This is a genomic window from Deinococcus sp. Marseille-Q6407 (assembly GCF_946848805.1).
Classification (GTDB): domain Bacteria; phylum Deinococcota; class Deinococci; order Deinococcales; family Deinococcaceae; genus Deinococcus.
Genome location: NZ_CAMPFU010000002.1, coordinates 362,891 through 379,540 on the forward strand (window position 1 = coordinate 362,891; position 16,650 = coordinate 379,540).

17 protein-coding genes are annotated in these 16,650 nt (G+C 64.9%); 8 read left to right on the forward strand and 9 right to left on the reverse strand.

The window, feature by feature from the left end; translation table 11 throughout:
• Positions 1 to 52 precede the first annotated feature (52 nt).
• From OCI36_RS03765 to OCI36_RS13310, 3 genes are all read right to left on the reverse strand, one after another.
• Positions 53 to 1,231 carry a sensor histidine kinase gene (locus OCI36_RS03765; protein ID WP_261663741.1) on the reverse strand — a complete coding sequence of 393 codons (1,179 nt, stop codon included), beginning with the start codon at positions 1,229 to 1,231 and terminating at the stop codon, positions 53 to 55.
• Positions 1,221 to 1,949 carry a hypothetical protein gene (locus tag OCI36_RS03770; protein WP_261663742.1) on the reverse strand — a complete coding sequence of 243 codons (729 nt, stop codon included), beginning with the start codon at positions 1,947 to 1,949 and terminating at the stop codon, positions 1,221 to 1,223. Before OCI36_RS03770 ends, OCI36_RS03765 begins: the two co-directional genes overlap by 11 nt.
• A gap of 290 nt (positions 1,950 to 2,239) precedes the next feature.
• Positions 2,240 to 3,241: an NUDIX domain-containing protein gene (locus OCI36_RS13310; RefSeq protein ID WP_315941241.1), complete on the reverse strand. Its 1,002-nt coding sequence runs from the start codon at positions 3,239 to 3,241 to the stop codon at positions 2,240 to 2,242.
• A gap of 203 nt (positions 3,242 to 3,444) precedes the next feature.
• Here OCI36_RS13310 and OCI36_RS03785 point away from each other — a divergent pair, with 203 nt between their 5' ends.
• A complete protein-coding gene (locus OCI36_RS03785; protein WP_261663743.1) occupies positions 3,445 to 3,690 on the forward strand; it encodes a cold-shock protein in 246 nt (81 codons plus the stop codon).
• Between the two features lie 155 nt (positions 3,691 to 3,845).
• Here OCI36_RS03785 and trmFO read toward each other — a convergent pair whose 3' ends face one another.
• A complete protein-coding gene (gene trmFO / locus OCI36_RS03790) occupies positions 3,846 to 5,246 on the reverse strand; it encodes a methylenetetrahydrofolate--tRNA-(uracil(54)-C(5))-methyltransferase (FADH(2)-oxidizing) TrmFO (RefSeq protein WP_409996722.1) in 1,401 nt (466 codons plus the stop codon).
• Between the two features lie 127 nt (positions 5,247 to 5,373).
• On the opposite strand from trmFO, the gene OCI36_RS03795 reads away from it, so the two are divergent.
• From OCI36_RS03795 to OCI36_RS03805, 3 genes are all read left to right on the forward strand, one after another.
• Entirely contained in the window at positions 5,374 to 6,540 is a 1,167-nt protein-coding gene (locus OCI36_RS03795; RefSeq protein ID WP_261663744.1) for a sensor histidine kinase, read from the forward strand.
• Positions 6,541 to 6,695: 155 nt separating this feature from the next.
• Positions 6,696 to 7,274, forward strand: coding sequence for a response regulator transcription factor (locus tag OCI36_RS03800; protein WP_261664373.1), 579 nt, complete (start codon positions 6,696 to 6,698; stop codon positions 7,272 to 7,274).
• A 52-nt stretch (positions 7,275 to 7,326) separates the two neighbouring features.
• Positions 7,327 to 8,076, forward strand: coding sequence for an AIM24 family protein (locus OCI36_RS03805; protein ID WP_261663745.1), 750 nt, complete (start codon positions 7,327 to 7,329; stop codon positions 8,074 to 8,076).
• A gap of 118 nt (positions 8,077 to 8,194) precedes the next feature.
• Here OCI36_RS03805 and trxB read toward each other — a convergent pair whose 3' ends face one another.
• From trxB to OCI36_RS03820, 3 genes are all read right to left on the reverse strand, one after another.
• Positions 8,195 to 9,199, reverse strand: coding sequence for a thioredoxin-disulfide reductase (gene trxB, locus OCI36_RS03810; RefSeq protein ID WP_261663746.1), 1,005 nt, complete (start codon positions 9,197 to 9,199; stop codon positions 8,195 to 8,197).
• Positions 9,200 to 9,282: 83 nt separating this feature from the next.
• Positions 9,283 to 9,462 carry a hypothetical protein gene (locus tag OCI36_RS03815; protein ID WP_261663747.1) on the reverse strand — a complete coding sequence of 60 codons (180 nt, stop codon included), beginning with the start codon at positions 9,460 to 9,462 and terminating at the stop codon, positions 9,283 to 9,285.
• Positions 9,459 to 10,547, reverse strand: coding sequence for a transposase (locus tag OCI36_RS03820; protein WP_261663748.1), 1,089 nt, complete (start codon positions 10,545 to 10,547; stop codon positions 9,459 to 9,461). The genes OCI36_RS03815 and OCI36_RS03820 overlap by 4 nt, the downstream gene beginning before the upstream one ends.
• 156 nt (positions 10,548 to 10,703) lie before the next feature.
• Between OCI36_RS03820 and ruvA the strand changes: the two genes are divergently transcribed.
• Genes ruvA through OCI36_RS03840 form a run of 4 tightly spaced genes read left to right on the forward strand, consistent with a single transcriptional unit; the run spans position 10,704 to position 15,539 of the window.
• The gene (ruvA, locus tag OCI36_RS03825; RefSeq protein ID WP_261663749.1) at positions 10,704 to 11,297 is read left to right on the forward strand and encodes a Holliday junction branch migration protein RuvA; all 594 of its coding nucleotides are present in this window, start codon (positions 10,704 to 10,706) and stop codon (positions 11,295 to 11,297) included.
• Between the two features lie 46 nt (positions 11,298 to 11,343).
• On the forward strand, positions 11,344 to 12,612 hold the full coding sequence (locus tag OCI36_RS03830) for a low temperature requirement protein A (RefSeq protein WP_261663750.1): 1,269 nt from the start codon (positions 11,344 to 11,346) through the stop codon (positions 12,610 to 12,612).
• Positions 12,613 to 12,671: 59 nt separating this feature from the next.
• Positions 12,672 to 14,714: an NAD-dependent DNA ligase LigA gene (gene ligA, locus OCI36_RS03835; RefSeq protein WP_261663751.1), complete on the forward strand. Its 2,043-nt coding sequence runs from the start codon at positions 12,672 to 12,674 to the stop codon at positions 14,712 to 14,714.
• Positions 14,715 to 14,723: 9 nt separating this feature from the next.
• Positions 14,724 to 15,539 (forward strand): tetratricopeptide repeat protein, encoded by an 816-nt coding sequence (locus tag OCI36_RS03840; RefSeq protein ID WP_261663752.1) that lies wholly within the window; start codon positions 14,724 to 14,726, stop codon positions 15,537 to 15,539.
• A gap of 184 nt (positions 15,540 to 15,723) precedes the next feature.
• Here OCI36_RS03840 and rplL read toward each other — a convergent pair whose 3' ends face one another.
• Positions 15,724 to 16,092: a 50S ribosomal protein L7/L12 gene (gene rplL, locus OCI36_RS03845; RefSeq protein ID WP_261663753.1), complete on the reverse strand. Its 369-nt coding sequence runs from the start codon at positions 16,090 to 16,092 to the stop codon at positions 15,724 to 15,726.
• A gap of 42 nt (positions 16,093 to 16,134) precedes the next feature.
• Positions 16,135 to 16,638 carry a 50S ribosomal protein L10 gene (gene rplJ, locus OCI36_RS03850; RefSeq protein WP_261663754.1) on the reverse strand — a complete coding sequence of 168 codons (504 nt, stop codon included), beginning with the start codon at positions 16,636 to 16,638 and terminating at the stop codon, positions 16,135 to 16,137.
• Positions 16,639 to 16,650 lie beyond the last annotated feature (12 nt).

Sequence of the window (16,650 nt, forward strand, 5' to 3'; positions counted from 1 at the left end):
CGATGAACCTGCCCGGCCCTCTAAGACTTAGTTTTCAGGGTTCAGCAACGACTCAGAACAGCAGTTCCACGTCGTCTTCGCCCTGCGCCGCCGGCTCGCCCAGCGGCAGGGCCAGGGTGAAGCGTGATCCCTGGCCGCGCTCGGACTCTACCCAGATGCGGCCCCCATGTTCCTCGGCGGCCAGCTTGCAGAATGCCAGGCCCATGCCGGTATCGAAGCGGCCGTGCAGGGTCAGGCGTGACTGCTCGAAGGCGGCGAACAGGCGCGGAATATCCTCGGCGGGAATGCCTTCGCCGTTGTCGGCCACGCTGAGGTGCAGCTCACTCCCCATCACCCGCGAAGACAGCCAGATCGAGCCGTGCTGCGTGGTGTGCTTTAGGGCGTTGCTCAGCAGATTGGCCAGCACCCGCCGCAGCATGGTGGGGTCGGCGCTCAGCGGCGGCATGGGACCGAGGTCAATGCTGAGGTGCCGGTCGCTCAGGCCGGCGCCTACGTCGCCCAGGGCTTGCTGCACCGTCTGGGCCAGATCGTCGCGGCTGAGCAGTTCGCGCTTGAGCTGCATCTTGCCGGCCTGAATCTTGCGGACATCCAGCATATTCAGCGACAGGTGCAGCAGGTGACTGGTCTCGTCGCGGGCCACTTCCAGCAGTTCCCTGGCGTCGGCCGGCAGCCGGGGGGCGTCTGCGACCACTTCCAGCAGGCCCAGAATGGCCGTGATGGGGTTTTTCAGGTCGTGGACCAGCATATGCACCAGCTGATCGCGGACTCTCTCCTCACGTTCCCAGCCTTCCAGCGCGCCCTCGACCTGCCGCAGCTGAAAGCGCTGTGCGCTGCGTTCGCCGGCGCGGCGCAGCAGGGCCTGTGCCTGGGTAGCCAGCAGGTGCGGGGGGGTATTCACCGGCAGCGCCACATCCGCCCCGGCTGCCAGCAGCGCCGGCCACTGGTCGGGGCGGTCCAGCAGCAGCCAGCCGGCGTTGTCCAGCCCACTGTGCCGCCGCAGCAGCGGCAACACTTCGGCCCAGTTCTCGGCCAGGCTGCCGCTCACGATCACCACCGCGCCGGGTTGCAGGTGCGCCGGCAGCTCCAGCAGGGCCTGAGCACCCGGCACCGTCTGCACGGTGACGCCTGGCAGCTCGGCCTGCAGGCGGCCGGGCAGTTCCGGCGGCCCGCCCAGCAGCAGCAGCAGTTCGGTGGGTCCAGGCGGGGGCCGCAGGGCCGCCTCAGCGGACAAGGTAACCCTGTTCCCGGAAGCGGGTCAGCCACAGCTCGATCTCCGAGAGCGGTGTGTCGTGCTCCAGCGCAAACTCGGCCGGTGTCACTCCCCGGATCAGGGCGGCCATCAGCGCCGGCGCCAGCCCGTAGCCGAACTCGGCATGAAACTCGCTGTGAGCAGCTGTAATCGGGCTTAGTACGTCCCGGCCGCGCAGGGTGGGCTGATAGGTGCTGTGCGCCCAGCCGGCCAGGTGGCGCGGCAGCACCAGCGGCTGCGGCGGCCCACTGACCGGGAAAGCCCCCTCATAAGGCAGGCCCGCGTCCAGCGTGGCGACCGCTTCGCCGCGGCTGTACAGCACGGCACCTTCCGGCCGAGCGTAGACTCCGCTGAACTCTGTGGTCAGCTCAAACTGCTGTGCCCCGCTGCCCAGGCCACTCAGCAGCTCGGCGTAACTGGCCGGCAGAGGATAGGCGTCCAGCGCTGCGCCGCCCTGATAGGTCAGAATCAGCTCGCCCAGCGCCTGCTGCCCCACGATGCTTTCGGCCGGGATAGGGCCGCCGCTCAGCAGCCGGTCGGCCGCTGCTGTCGCCGGCCGGCCGCGCAGCAACAGCACCCAGACGTTGTGGCCTTCGCGGTGGGCGTGCAGGTAACCGCTCCATTCCTGCAGATGCAGATACGACAGGTAAATGTAGAGGTCACAAAACTCGGTGTTCAGGCCCAGCTGCCCGGGCGGCACCTCTGGCAAAAAGCGTGCCAGAAAAGGTTGAACGTCCTGAAAGCGGGGGCGCAGGCGGGGGAGTTCGGTCGTAGCACTTCCGTCATTTGCCGCTGATACATCTGCCGGCGCCGCCTCGCTGCTGCGGCGGGGGGGGGGGGGGGGACGGGGGGCGGCCCTTCCAGGCATGGGTCTTTTCTCCAGGGCGTTCGGTACGCTTTTATCAGGTCAGTCTAACGCAGGAGCCCGCCGGCCCCTGAGCATAGTTGGGAATCCTGGCAAGGGCGCATAGGCGGCTATCAGACGGATCGTTAGGGCAAGTCGTTGTGTCTGTCTGCCTGCGCCTCACCCTCGGCCTGGGGGAGCGCCCGGAGGTGCTGGCGGTAATGCTGGGCCTTTTCCACATAGCGGTCGGCATTACCGAAGGAGGCGCCGACTGACCCGACCACCCGTGCCGGCACGCCCACCGCCACCATGCCATCGGGGACCACGTCGCCTTCGCGCAGCAGGGCACCGGCTCCCACCACGGCGCCACGGCCCACCCGCGAGCCGCTCAGCAAGGTGGCCCCCATGCCGATCAGGCTGCCCTGCTCGCAGTGGGCACCGTGAACAATGGCCCCGTGCCCCACGGTGACGTCCGCCTCCAGAATGCAGGGGTGCCCTTGATCGGTGTGCAGCACCGCGCCGTCCTGCACGTTGGAGCGGGGACCTACCCGGACCGGTTCGATGTCTCCGCGCAGCACTGCGCCGAACCAGACCGAGCTGTCCTCGGCCAGTTCCACCGAACCGATAACGGCAGCGGTGGGAGCCACGTAGGCGCGGGGATGCAGCTGCGGCATACGCTCATCCAGGGCGTAGAGCGGTCCTCTGGCAGCTCCTGCACGCTGCAGAGTCGCCCTTTGCTGCTCAGCCTGCCACAGCAACTGCTGGTCTTCGGCGAAGTTCAGCTGCTGAGCTGCCTGCGCCACTGTCACGAAGCCGCCGGCCTGAAAGGTCTCTTCCAGCCGCACGGTTTCGCTGCGCGCCTCCATCAGAAACCAAGTGAGTTCGCGTTGCTGCCCGCGGTTGTTGGTGTAACGGGTCGGGGGCAGCCAACCGAGTTCGGCAGCCTGAATGCCAGTTTCTTCCAGCACCTCGCGCGCAGCAGTCTGCACGGGCGTCTCGCCCGGTTCCAGGTGGCCCTTGGGAAAAGTCCAGCTGCCATCGCGGTACTGCACCAGCAAAACGGCGCCGGACCGGTTAAAAACGACCCCGCCGGCGCCCGGCTGTGTTCCGCCGGCGGCAGGGTGGGGGGCGGCGTGGGAGACATCCATATGGCCAGTATAGGCAAGTGCCTATAGTGCCCCGGGCGTCCCGGACTTCAGCCGCCGGGCAGAGAATCCAGAGCAGACCTTCACTATCTTTCACCCTGGCGGCTCTTCCATGCCATAATGCTTTTGTCTGAGTACCGGCCAAGACAAGTGATAGCTGCCCAAGGGGCAGATATCGGCCGCGCCGCCCAGATGCAAGGAGATTTATGCCTCAAGGACGAGTAAAGTGGTTTAGCGTGGAAAAAGGGTATGGTTTCATTGAGCATCCCGGCAACCCCGACGTTTTCGTGCACTACAGCGCTATTCAGAGCAACGGCTTCCGTAAGCTCAACGAAGGCGACGAAGTCGAATTCGAAGTTGGAGACGGACAAGGCGACCGTGGCCCCCAGGCCAAGAACGTCGTCGTGACCAACCCGGCTCCGGTTTCGGACAGCCGCAGCGAACGCTGGTAAGGTTTGTTCTGTCGCTGAACCACTCGGCCATTCCCACGCGGAAGAGCCAATAATAATGCTGGTTGTAGTGACAGCCGCCTCCTTTATGGGGGCGGTTTTTTTATGGCTTTCTAAGAAGAAGGTGGGGAGAGGGTATCTGGCCCCCTCCCCAGGGGTCAGCCTGCTGTAACCGGCTCGGGCGCGCTGGCTTCCTTTTCTTCCAGCACACTGGCCGGCAGCTTCACGTCCAGCCCCTGTGCGGCTGCCCAGGTGCCGAAGTCCTGCAGCCCAGCGCGGAACATCAGGGGGCGTTTTTCGCGCTTGCCCCATTTGCGTTTACCTGCTGGCAGTTCGGGGTCAGGCACCAGCGCCCAGTTCACGTTCATTGGCTGGAAGCCTTTGGGGTTGGCACTGGCCAGGTAATGCACCAGGCCGCCCAGCATGCTGGTCTGGGGCGGTACGCTGGGCGCCAGGCCCTGGGCCAACCGGGCCGCGTTCAGGCCAGCCAGCCAGCCGGTGGCAGCTGATTCCAGATAACCCTCGGTGCCGGCCAGCACGCCCGCCACGAACTTCTGCGGGTCGGCCTTGAGCTGCAGAGTATCCAGCAGCACATCCGGCGCGTTCAGATAGGTGTTGCGGTGCATCACGCCGTAGCGAACGATTTCGGCGTTTTGTAGCCCGGGAATCAGCTGCACCACTTCCTTCTGGTCACCCCACTTCAGCCCAGTCTGAAAGCCGACCAGTGACCACATCCGGCCCCCTTCGTCTTCCTGGCGGAGTTGCACGACGGCGTAAGGCCAGCGGCCTGTTTTGGGATTGTCCAGCCCCTTGGGCGACATCGGACCGAAACGGGGGGTGTCCACACCGCGCCGGGCGATTTCCTCGATGGGCATACAGCCTTCAAAGAATTCCAGCTTTTCCCAGTCGTGCGGGGTATGGCTGCGGGCCTGCTCCAGCGCGGTCATAAAGCGCAGATACTCTGCCTTGGTTAGGGGGCAGTTGATGTAGTCGGCGCTTTGCTCGTAGCGTCCGGCCCGCCAGGCAATGTCCATATCAATGCTGTCGATGTCGATGACCGGCGCGGCAGCGTCATAAAAGCTCAGGCGCTCGGAGCCGGTCAGGCGCTGCACGTCTTCGGCCAGCGCGTCGGAGGTGAGCGGCCCTGTGGCGATCACGCAGATGCCGTCCGGCACGCGTTCCACTTCCCCGGCGATCACTTCAATCAGGGGATGCGCCCGGATCAGGGCGGTGACGCGGGCGCTGAAAGCCTCGCGGTCCACGGCCAGCGCATTGCCGGCCGGCACCCGGCTCTGGTCGGCGCTGCCCACGATGCCCCCGCCTACCGAGCGCAGTTCGGCTTGGAGCATGCCCTTGGACTGCATCTCGCCCTCGCCGCCCAGGCTGGTCGAGCAGACCAGTTCGGCAAAGTCGCCGGAGCGGTGCGCCGGGGTCATTTTGGCAGGGCGCATCTCATACAGGCGCACATGCACGCCCTGCGCCGCGGCGCTCAGGGCAGCTTCGGAGCCGGCCAGCCCAGCGCCGATCACGGAAATTTCAGGCCTCGTCATTCTGCCCAGTGTACCGGCCCGCGTAGGAGTGCTGCGGCTGCAACGTTCACTTTTGGCTGCGGCGGGGTTTATCTTGCCCGGCGGCCCGGCAGGGTGACGGAGCTGTCAGAGCCCTAAACCTACAGTGGGCGGCAACATGAGTTCTGTTCGCCGCGCCCCGCAGCCCACCTCGCCGCAGGCCCCGGCCTCGCCGGCGGCGGGGCCGGCCAGTCTGCGGGTGCAGATCACGGCGGTGATCGCCCTGCTGGCGTTCCTGCCCAATCTGGTGGTCACGGTGATGGCAGGCCCGCGCTTGCCGGTGCTGTCTTTGGCGGTGTGGATGGTGCTGGTGGCGCTGCTGTCGGGGATGGTGGCCTGGCTGCTGAGCGGCGTGCTGCTGCGGCCCCTGATTCAGCTGCGGGCCGAGGTTGAACAGGGTGATTTCGGTGAGCCCAGGGCCGATGACCCGGCCGAGATCGCTGCGCTGCGCCGGGCCTTTGCCGGGTTGCTGGCCCGGCTCCGCACCGAGCAGGACCGCCGCAACGCTTTTATGGCGACCCTGGTGCATGATCTCAAGACGCCGCTGATCGCCACTGGGCACCTGGTGCACTCGCTGACCCATTTCGACCTGACGCCGGAGCAGAAGTGCGAGATCAGCGACAACCTGCTGGCCGAAAATCGCCGGCTGCTGTCCTTGGTCAGCCAGATGGCCGACGCCCACCGCTTCGAGCGCGACGATGTGCGCCTGAGTCCGCAGCCCACCGATCTGCGTTCATTGCTGGAGCGGGTGGCTGGCCGGCTGCCGTTGGCCCCTGACCGGCCGGTGACGCTCTCGGTGGTGGGGGAGGGGCAGGCAGTGGTGGACGCGGCTGTGCTGGAGCGGGCAGTCATCAACCTGGCCGACAATGCGCTGCGCTACGCCCACTCCCGGGTCGAGCTGGCGGTGACGCCGCAGGGCCTGCAGGTCCGTGACGATGGCCCCGGCCTCTGCGAACCGCTGGAGTTGCTGGCGCAGCCATTCAACAGCCAGCCGGCCCTGATCGCGGGGCAGCAATACACCGCCGGCACCGCTGGCCTGGGGCTGTTCATCGCCCGGCGCATCGCCGAGGCGCACGGCGGTCAGCTGGAGTACCTGAGAGTGCCGGGGGAACAGGGCCGGGGACAGACCGTCTTTACCCTGGCGCTGCCTGAGGTGGACCGGAATCTGCCGCTGCCGGCGGCACCGGGGCCGGGCCCCGCTGGCCCGCAGCCCCCGGAGGGTGCCCTGCCTTCATCATCTGGTCTGTCGGCGCCGGACTCCGGGCCGCAAAGGAGTGTCTTATGAGTCAGCCTGAGTTGCCCCCGTTGCGCCTCGCCGCGCTGGACCCCGAGCAGCGCCGTCCCGGAGAACGGGTCGGTGAAGCCGGATTCGTGGAGGCCGAACAGCCCTTACATCCGCAGGAAACCCGGCATCCACAGGAAACCCTGGTTCCTTTTACCCTGGTGATTGCTGACGACCACCCACTGTTCCGGATGGGCCTGAAATACGCTCTCTCGCACCAGGGCTTCGAGGTGGTGGCCGAGGCGGCCGACGGCGTGGAAGCGCTGGAGGTTTGCCGCCGGCTGCGGCCCACTGCCGCCCTGCTGGACGTGAAAATGCCTGGTCTGACCGGTATAGAGGTCTGCCGGAAACTGCGCGCCGAGTGCCCCGAGGTGCTGAGCATCCTGATCACCACCTTTTCCGAGCCGGCCATTATCCAGGCCGCGCGGGAAGCGGGCGCCAGAGGGTATCTCTCCAAAGAAACCGACCCGCCGGCCCTGGCCGAGCAGCTGCGCGAGATTATCCAGGACCCTGGCCGGGACCGGCTGCCCCGGGTAGAGGTGCCGCGGCTGACCTCCCGCGAGAGCGAGGTGCTGCCGCTGCTGGCCCAGGGCCTCAGCAACAAGGAGATTGCCCGCGAGCTGGGCATCAGCCCCGACACGGTCAAGGACCATCTGGCGCGGATGTACGGCAAGCTGGATGCCTGTGACCGCACCGAAGCGGTCAGCCGGGCACGTACTATTGGGCTGCTGGAATAGTCGTGACCTGCACGCCTGGAAACTCTGGCCGGCAGCACCGCGTACTTCTGGCATGACCCAACCCGAATCTGGCCGCTCCACCGAGCCTGCTGCCTCCCCGGAGGACGCCGGCAGCACCCGCTTGCAGGACTTCCTGCGCCGCACGGCTGAGCGCGATAATCCGGGTGACGTCTTCGAGCTGGAATCTCCCCGGATGCTGGAGGCCACCGTGAACGGCCGTATCTGGAGCAAGCTGGGCGCGATGGTGGCCTACAAGGGCGACCTCGCCTTTCAGCGCGAGGGCATGCTGGCCGGCGGCATGATGAAGGCACTCAAGCGGGCAGTAACCAGCGAGATGTCCCCGCTGACCCGGATTGAAGGCCGGGGTGTCTGCTACTTGGCTGACCAGGGCAAGCAGATCACGGTGCTGCGGCTGGAAGGTGACAGCCTGAACGTGAACGGCAACGACCTGCTGGCATTTGAAGACAGCATAAGTTACGACATCACCATGCACCGCCGGATGGCCGGCTGGGCCAGCGGCGGGCTGTTCAGCGTGCGCCTGAGCGGACACGGCCTGGCCGCGATTCTCAGCCACGGTCAGCCGCTGACCTTGCCGGTGCGGCCCGGCGAACCCGTGATTACCGACCCCAACGCCACGGTGGCCTGGAGTGATGGGCTCAGCCCCGACCTGAAAGTGGATCTCTCGCTGCGGTCATTGCTGGGGCGCGGGGGCGGCGAAACCTACCAGATGGTGTTTGAGGGCAGCGGCTTTGTGGTGGTTCAGCCTTATGAGGAAAAGCCGGTGCTGATCAGCAGCGACTGAACCTCAGCGGCACTGGAATCTCAGCGACGCCGTAAAAAAGCTGACGGAAACCCTGTGTTTGGGCCTCCGTCAGCTTTTCTATGAACCCCTGCCGGAGCGGGGCGAAGAAGGATGCTGCTCAGTCAGTGGCGGCGCTGGCGGCCGTTTCGCCTGCCGGCTGGGCCGCCGGGGAGAAGGCCGCTTCCAGCTCGGCCAGGGAGCGCTCGGCGGTCATGGCGGCGCGGGTGCCGGTGCCCACGCTGGTCGCCAGCTGGCGGTAGACCCAGTCGCTCACGTCACCGGCAGCGAACAGCAGCGGCACGCTGGTATAGATGTCGTCGCGCACGTCCACGTAGCCATCGGAGCGCAGCTGCACGGTGTCTTTCACGAAATCGGTGTTGGGCACGTGGCCGATAAAGATAAACACTCCGTCGGTCTCCATCACCTTTTCTTCGCCGGTTTCGAGGTTCTTCAGCCGCACGGCGTTCACCTGCTCGTCGCCCATGATCTCTTCTACGGCCGTGTTCCAGATGAATTTCATCTTCTCATTGGCAAAGGCGCGGGCCTGCGCAGCCTTGTTGGCCCGCAGGGTATCCCGGCGGTGAATCAGGGTAACTTCGTCGGCAAACTTGGTCAGGAAGAGGCCTTCTTCCATGGCGGCGTCGCCGCCCCCGACCACCACCACTTTCTTGCCACGGTAAAAGAAGCCGTCACAGGTGGCGCAGGTGCTGACCCCTTTGCCCCAGAACTTTTCCTCGCCCGGCACGCCCAGCCGGCGTGGCTCGGCGCCGGTGGTCAGGATCACCGACTTGCTCTGGTAGGTGCCCGAGTAGCCCTGCACGGTAAAGGGATACTCTTCCGTTTCGGTGGTGTGCTGAATGCTCTGCACCTCGTCCATCTCAATCACGGCGCCGAATTTCTCGGCCTGCTGCACCATCCGCTGGCTGAGTTCCATGCCGCTGATCGCCTCGGGGAAACCAGGGTAGTTCTCTACCTCCTCGGTCTGGGCAATCTGCCCGCCCGGCAGGCCACGTTCCAGGATCAGGGTGCGGAGTTCGCCGCGGCCGGTGTAGATGGCCGCCGTCAGTCCGGCGGGGCCGCCGCCCACGATAATCACATCGTACTGCTGGGGGTTTTGCGTCATGAAACCAAGGTAGCACTCCGCCCCCCCTGCGTCCGGGCGCGCGTCACAAAAGCCCGGCTGCCCGGCGGCTGCTTGCCTAATACTCATAAGTTGCACCTTGCATAGCTGAGCGAATAGCCGTGCTGGAGAAGAAATTCTCGTTCTTTTTGGAGCTGACTCAGAAGATGGTTGAGCCTGACTACGGGGAACAGGGTGTAGAGGGCCAGGCGTGCCGCCTCTTTCAAGGTCATCCCTTCTGAGCGATGCAGCATGGTCAGGCTCATAACTTGCACCTTGCATAGCTGAGCGAATAGCCGTGCTGGAGAAGAAATTCTCGTTCTTTTTGGAGCTGACTCAGAAGATGGTTGAGCCTGACTACGGGGAACAAGGCGTAGAGAGCCAAGCGTGCAGCTTCCTTCAAGATCAGGGCCTCTGAGCGGTACAGCATGGTCAGGGTGAAGGCCAGGAAGACCATCAAAATCCAGCGGTCCAGACCCCTGGCAGTTCGCAGCGCGAACTGCGCCAACCCAAACTGGTGCTTACCTTCCTTAAAGAAGGATTCCACCCCCCAGCGATGCGCACCCTCAGCAACGATCTCGTCCCCCTCCAGCAGTTCAGACGACACCGCGAAGAATTCGCGGTCCCCACGGTCCATCCTCCCCAGAGACAGCGTTTCCAGAGGCCAATTGGCGAGGTTGACATACCCTCCGTGCGGACAATCCGCCACTGTCACCCGCCCAGGATGATCCGTGCGTCGGTTGCTCCGCACACCCACCACGAACTCGAAACCTAGACGCTGCACGCCTTCCAGAAAAACAGCGGCTTCAAAGCCGCTGTCCGCTAGGACACGTACCCGGAAACGTTTCTTGATGAAGTCCGGCACCTCTTCCAGTAGGTCGAGCGCCAGAGTGACGGGCGTGCTGGTGTGCTTGCCCTGGTAGACCCGGTAAGAAATGGGGAACTTCAGTTCCCCATACTCGGCAAACAGGACGACCAGGTGGATGCCATGTCTACCGTTGTACACACTGACAAAGGGCAACTGAGTTCCCACCTTTTCCACCGTGGTCAGATCCACACTGAGCCGCAACCGAGGTCGGCGTTTGGAGTGAGCTACGTCCAACAAAATGCGCCACTGGATGTCCTGCGTCTCGTCCCAGCAACGGTCTGAATCCCAGTCATAGACGTTGAAGAAGCGACTCAGTGCACTGGGGCTGGCTCCTTCAGCCTGGCTGAACTTGGTCTTCTGACCTGGACTGTGGAAGAGGTGCAGCGAAGCCTCCAGGCTTCGCCGTTGGTACAGCGTCTCTGGAATATCCAGAACCTGCTGTGCGAAAATACGGACGCGCTCCCCTGAAGCCTGTTTGTACACACTTCCAGAATTTCAGCTCTGGGAGCGCTTTTTGTCCGCCTATTCAGGTGCAAGTTCTGAGTAATAGGGAGAGGCAACTTAATAAAAAGCTTCGGTTTCCAGCTGCTGCGCGCTGGCCTCTCTTTTGGGAAGGGGGCCATTCTCTAGAATGCCGGGGTGATTGTTTTCATCTCGGGCACCGTGCGCGAAGTGCGCCCTGGCAGTGCCGTTCTGCAAACCGGGGGCCTGGGCTATGAGGTCCACTGTCCACAGTCCACCCTGGCGCGGCTCAAGACCGGCGAGGTGGCCGAGCTGCACACCCGCTTCATCGTGCGTGAGGACGCTCAGCTGCTGTTCGGCTTTCATGATGCCGACAGCGCCCAGCTGTTCGACCTGGTGACCGGGGTCAGCGGCGTGGGCCCCAAGCTGGGGCTGGCGCTGCTCTCGGCCATGCCGGTGCCGACCCTGGCGCAGGGCATTCTGGACGGCGACGCCAAGCTGCTCTCCAGCGTGAGCGGCGTGGGCAAGAAAACGGCCGAGCGTCTGATTCTGGAAGTGCAGGGCAAGGTGCCCGCGCACCTCGCAGTGCCGGCCAAGGGCGGCGGCAAGCCGGTGATGATGAGCACCGCCGGTGCCGACGCCACCGACGCCCTGCTGGCACTGGGCTTCCGCGAGGCGCAGGTGCGGACCGTGGTGGCTTCTCTGCTGGCCGACGACCCCGAACAGACCGCCGACGCCCTGATTCGCCGCGGCCTGGGACAGCTGCGATGAGGCCGCTGTCTCCGCGTCTCCTGGCCGGCTCCACGGGCGAGCGCCCATGACCCAGAACAGCCCCAAAGACGGCGTTGATGTCGAGAACCAGGATATTGAGCAGGAGGATATTTCACTCAATACCGGCACGGTGAACCGTGGCCAGCTGACTTCCGAGGACCAGAAAGTCAGCTGGCTGGAACTGTTCTTCGACCTGATTTTCGTGACGTCCTTCGACCAGCTGGCCAAGCGGCTGGGCGACAGTTTCGCGCCGGAAAACATCCTGATTTTCCTGCTGATGTTCTCGGCCTTGTGGACCGTCTGGTCGGGCAACACCCTTTTTTTGGCGCGCTTTGGCAACCAGCACCGGATCTACCGCCTGGGCACGCTGGTGGAGCTGCTGACGCTGGGAGTGCTCAGCCTGACCCTGCGCGGCGACCTGAACGACACCGGCTGGCTGTTTTCGGCCGCCTACGCTTTTAACCGCTTTACCCTGGTCACCATGTACCTGCTGCTGGCCCGCAGCGAGCCGGGGGCAGCGCGGCTGGCCCAGCTGACGGCCGCCGGGCTGGCACTCTCGGGGGTGCTGTGGCTGCTGAGTATTCCCACCACCGGCACCCTGACGCTGGTGCTGTGGGCGCTGGCCCTGCTGGTAACGGTGGTGACGCCCCTGATCACTCAGCGCTATTACCACGACGCTCTGCCGCATCACGAGCACCTGCCCGAGCGGGTGGGACTGCTGCAAATCATCGCGCTGGGCGGCATCGTGACCGAGGCGGTGGCCGGTGGGCGCCAGCAGGAGATGGCGGCTCTGGATCAGGCGCCCACGCTGCTGGCCCTGATCGCCTGTATCGCGCTATTCCGGCTGTATTTCGACCAATCACGCGCGCTGCCAGTGCTGGTGGCGAACCTGCGCTCCAGCGGCAGCGCGGTGATGGCCTGGATGTACGCCCACCTGCCGCTGACCATCGCCATCATGATGCTGGGAGTGGGCTTTGGGCACGGCATCGCCTATGAGGACGAGCACCACGACCTGCTGAACCTGAATCTGGTGGCCTGGTCGCTGAGCGCCATCTTCGCTTCGCTGGCCCTGGTTCGCTACAGCGCCTCGCGGCTGATCAACGTGCCGTCGCTGGACCGCTCCATGCTGGCGCTGCTGGTCGGTGCCGCTGTCAGTGCCGCGCTGGCCCTCGGCCACCTGGGCACCCTGTCCCTGCACTTTGCCACCGCTCTGGTGACGATTGCAGCGGCGGTGGTCACGGCCACCGACCCGGCTTCGGCGCGGCTGGGCGCCACCGAGGAACGCATTCTGGAAAAACACGCTGGCGAGGACTGAGCCGCAGTTGCCCGGGTGCTCCGCAGCTGCCGGGGCGCCCGGCCCGCTATGCTGAGTGCATGTCCGCCGAGCTACAGTCACAGCCCCAGCCGCTGACCCATTCGGAATACCTTGTCCAGCGCGCCGAACTTGAGCGCCATAACCGTGCCTACTACGAGCAGGACGACCCCGAGATCCCCGACGACGAATACGACGCCCTGGCCCGGCGGGTCCGGGCCGCTGAAGCAGAGCATCCCGACTGGGCGGCGACCGGCAGCCCCACCGCCGCAGTTGGCGGAGCGGTCAGCAGCGCGTTTGAGGCTGTAGAGCACCCTACCCCGATGACCAGCCTGGACAACGCCTTTAACGATGAGGAGGTGGCCGGCTGGCAGGAGCGGCTGGCCCGCTCGCTGAACATGGACCCGGCCGGCGCCGACTTTCGTTACACCGGCGAGCTAAAAATTGACGGTCTGAGCGTGGACCTGTATTACCGCGACGGCCAGCTGCAGTGGGCCGCCACCCGTGGCAACGGCCGCACCGGGGAAAAGGTGACGGCCCAGGTGCTGACCATTCCTGGTTTGCCGCAGCAGCTGCCGGGCCTAGAAGGCGAGCTGGAGGTACGCGGCGAAGTGTACCTGGCCCGCGAGGATTTCGCGGCGTTCAATGCCCACGCCGAGGAACTGGGCGAGCCGCTGCTGAAAAACCCTCGCAACGGCGCAGCCGGCGCCCTGCGGCAAAAAGACCCTGAAATCACCCGCAGCCGTGGCCTCAAGGCCATCTTTTACGCGCTGGGCAAGCGCGACGGCGTTCCGGTCTGCACCCAGTGGGAGGTGCTGGAGTGGCTGGCGGCCCAGGGCTTTCCGACCAGCCCCTATTCCCGCCCGCTGGCCGACCTGAAGGAAGCCCTGGCTTATCACGCCGAGATGACGGCGCAGCGCCCGGATCTGCCTTTCGACGCCGACGGCACCGTGATCAAGCTGGATGATCTACGGCTGGAAGAGGAAGCCGGCTTTACCAGCCGTGCCCCCCGCTGGGCCATCGCCTACAAATTCCCGGTCGAGGAAGTCGAAACGGTGCTGGAAAGCATCACGGTGGGCGTGGGCCGCACCGGCAAGATCACCCCGCTGGCTCACCTTGAGCCGCGCCTGATTGAGGGCAGCACCGTCAGCAAAGCCACGCTGCACAACGAGGACTTTGTGCGGGAGATGGACCTCCGCATCGGAGACACGGTGGTGGTCCGCAAGTCGGGCGGGGTGATTCCGCAGATTATGCGGGTGCTGACCGACCGCCGGCCGGCCAGCGCAGAGCCGTTTGCCTTTCCGACTCACTGCCCCGAATGCGGCCATGCCCTGGTCCGCTCGGAAGGTGACGCCAATACTTACTGCCCCAACCCGGCTTGCCCGGCGCAGCAGTTCGAGCGCCTGAGCTATTTCGTCAGCCGCGAGGCGATGGACATTCGCGGTGTGGGCGAGCGCCTGATCCGGCAACTGCTGGCCGAAGGGCTGGTGCACGACGCCGCCGACTTCTACGCCCTGAGCGCCGAGCAACTGGCTGGTCTGGAACGCAGCGGCGAGAAGAAAGCAGCCAACATCTTGGCGCAGCTGGAAGCCAGCAAGACCCGGCCGCTGTGGCGAGTCATCAATGCGCTGGGCATTCAGCATGTGGGCGCCCGCGTATCGCAGGCACTGGCCGCCGAATTCGGCACACCCGAGCGCCTGCTGGCCGCCGACGTCGCCGCAGTGGCCGCCGTTCCAGGGCTGGGCGAGGTGATTGCCGAGAATCTGGTGGCGGCCCTGCATGACCCCGCCATGCAGAACCTGCTACATCGGCTGGCCGCGGCCGGAGTGCGCCCACCCGAAACGGTGCAGGAACGCGGCACTGCCCTGAGTGGCCTCAGCTTCGTGATTACCGGCACCCTCAGCCAGCCGCGCGAACACTATAAAGCCCTGCTGGAAGCCCAGGGCGCCCGGGTCACTGGCAGCGTGACCGGCAAAACCAGCTATCTCCTGGCTGGCGAGGACGCCGGGTCCAAGCTGGAGCGGGCGCAGCAGCTGGGAACGGCCATCTTGGACGAAGATGGGCTGGAAGCGTTGCTCACTGCGCGGCTTCAGGAGAACCGCTAGGCTACCGCTATGGATTTTTCCAGTACCGGGGCCTTTGGCCTGCCCAGTTTCCTCTGGAACATCGTCCTGTTCCTGAACGTCATCTGTCTGGTTCACGCGCTAATTACCCGCAACTGGCTGTGGGCGGCTTTCCTGGCGTTCGGGGTTTTCGTCTCGCAGGGCGGCCTGTTTGTGACGCTGTTTTACCTGTTCACCGAACTGCTGCCAGCCTTGCAGGGGAGTGGCACCCGCACCCGCCGCGCTGTCCGGCAGACCATGCAGAACGGTGTGGAAGCAGTCAAGCCGCTGGAAACCAAGATCACGGAGGCGCAGCAGGCCCTGACCCGCAGCGACACTCTGGCCCACCGCAGTCAGCTGGCGCACCTGCTGACCCGCGCCGGCCGGCTGGATGAGGCGCAGGCCACCTTGCAACCTTTGCTGGACGGCCTCTACCGCGACGACCCGGTGGTGCTGCTGGCAGCTGCCCAGCTGGATCTGGCCCAGGGACAGCCGGCGCAGGCCGAACAGAAGCTGACCCAGGTAGAGTTGCAGACCTCGGCAGCCACCCGCACCCAGGCCCTGACCCTGCTGGCCGAAGCCCAGACGCAGCAGGGCAACGTCAGCGGGGCCGAAGCCAGCTATCAGGAGGCCATGCAGGCCGCCACCACCGAGGAGCCGCGTGCCCGCTACGCCGAATTTCTGCTGCAGCAGGGCCGCCCTGAGGAGGCGCAGGCTGTGGTAGACCGCCTGCTCCAGATTGAGAATGAGGCCACCCCACTCTACCGCCGGCAGGAACGCGAATGGTTCGAGCTGGCTGGGCGACTGCGCCGGCAACTGCGCCGCTAAGAGCAAACCCGGCGGGGGAGACGGGGGCAATTCCACCTCCGCATTTTGAAAAGAGCCGAGCCGCCTAGCTTTTGTAGGGGCGGCTCTTTTGACTTTCTGACCTGGGCCATTCAGCCGGTCAGCAACGAGAAAGCCCCCACCACATAGGCGGGGGCTTTTGCACCTCGGTACTGCAGGCAGAACCTTACTTCAGTTCGACCTTGGCACCAGCAGCTTCCAGCTGCTCCTTGATCTTGTTGGCTTCGTCCTTGGAAGCGGCTTCCTTCACGGCGCCGCCCTTTTCAGCCATATCCTTGGCTTCCTTCAGGCCCAGGCCGGTGATGGCGCGGATTTCCTTAATGACGTTGATCTTGCTGGAGCCGGCATCAACCAGCACCACGTCGAACTCGTCTTTTTCTTCGGCAGCGGGAGCAGCAGCGCCGCCGGCAGCGCCGCCAGCAGCCACAACGGCTTCAACGCCCCAGGTTTCCTTCAGGCCGTCGATCAGGTCGGCGAGTTCCATGATGGTCAGTTGGCTGAGTTGGTCGATCAGAGCTTGTTTGTCGTATGCCATGGTGGTTTCCTCCAGAGATGAATTTGTTTGAGAAAGTGGGGATTAAGAAGCGGCGCCTTCGGCGTCCAGCTTGTCTTTGTAGGCTTCCAGGGTACCGATGAAGGTCGCCAGGTGGGTGGAGAGCACGCCGACCATTTCGGCCTGCAGGCTCTGCTTGCTGCCCAGCGAGGCCAGCTTGGTGATCACGGCAGTGTCTACGCGGTTGCCTTCGACAAAGCCGCCCTTGAAAGCGGGAATGCCGGCGTCGTTGCCCTTGGCCACGTCACTGAGGGCCTTGGCCACGCCAGCGGGGTCTTCACTGGCCAGCACCAGGGCGCTGGGTCCAGCGAGAATGTCGGAGAAGTCCTGTTCGGTGCTTTGCAGGGCCAGGTGAATCAGGGTGTTCTTGGCCACGATCATCTGGCCGCCCTTTTCACGGATATCCTGACGCAGTTTGGACAGCTGTCCAGCGCTCAGACCCTGGTAGTCCACCAGGTAGAACGATTCCACGCCAGTCAGGCTCTGCTGCAGGTCACTCAGGCTTTTTTGGTTACGCTCATTGGCCATGTTGACCTCCTT

Bases quoted from the DNA above. Each gene is read 5' to 3' on its own strand.
- OCI36_RS13310 (WP_315941241.1), bottom strand. From the start codon at position 3,241: ATGGATGTCTCCCACGCCGCCCCCCACCCTGCCGCCGGCGGAACACAG.
- OCI36_RS03785 (WP_261663743.1), top strand. From the start codon at position 3,445: ATGCCTCAAGGACGAGTAAAGTGGTTTAGCGTGGAAAAAGGGTATGGT.
- OCI36_RS03795 (WP_261663744.1), top strand. From the start codon at position 5,374: ATGAGTTCTGTTCGCCGCGCCCCGCAGCCCACCTCGCCGCAGGCCCCG.
- OCI36_RS03805 (WP_261663745.1), top strand. From the start codon at position 7,327: ATGACCCAACCCGAATCTGGCCGCTCCACCGAGCCTGCTGCCTCCCCG.
- trxB (WP_261663746.1), bottom strand. From the start codon at position 9,199: ATGACGCAAAACCCCCAGCAGTACGATGTGATTATCGTGGGCGGCGGC.
- OCI36_RS03815 (WP_261663747.1), bottom strand. From the start codon at position 9,462: ATGAGCCTGACCATGCTGCATCGCTCAGAAGGGATGACCTTGAAAGAG.
- OCI36_RS03830 (WP_261663750.1), top strand. From the start codon at position 11,344: ATGACCCAGAACAGCCCCAAAGACGGCGTTGATGTCGAGAACCAGGAT.
- ligA (WP_261663751.1), top strand. From the start codon at position 12,672: ATGTCCGCCGAGCTACAGTCACAGCCCCAGCCGCTGACCCATTCGGAA.
- OCI36_RS03840 (WP_261663752.1), top strand. From the start codon at position 14,724: ATGGATTTTTCCAGTACCGGGGCCTTTGGCCTGCCCAGTTTCCTCTGG.
- rplL (WP_261663753.1), bottom strand. From the start codon at position 16,092: ATGGCATACGACAAACAAGCTCTGATCGACCAACTCAGCCAACTGACC.
- rplJ (WP_261663754.1), bottom strand. From the start codon at position 16,638: ATGGCCAATGAGCGTAACCAAAAAAGCCTGAGTGACCTGCAGCAGAGC.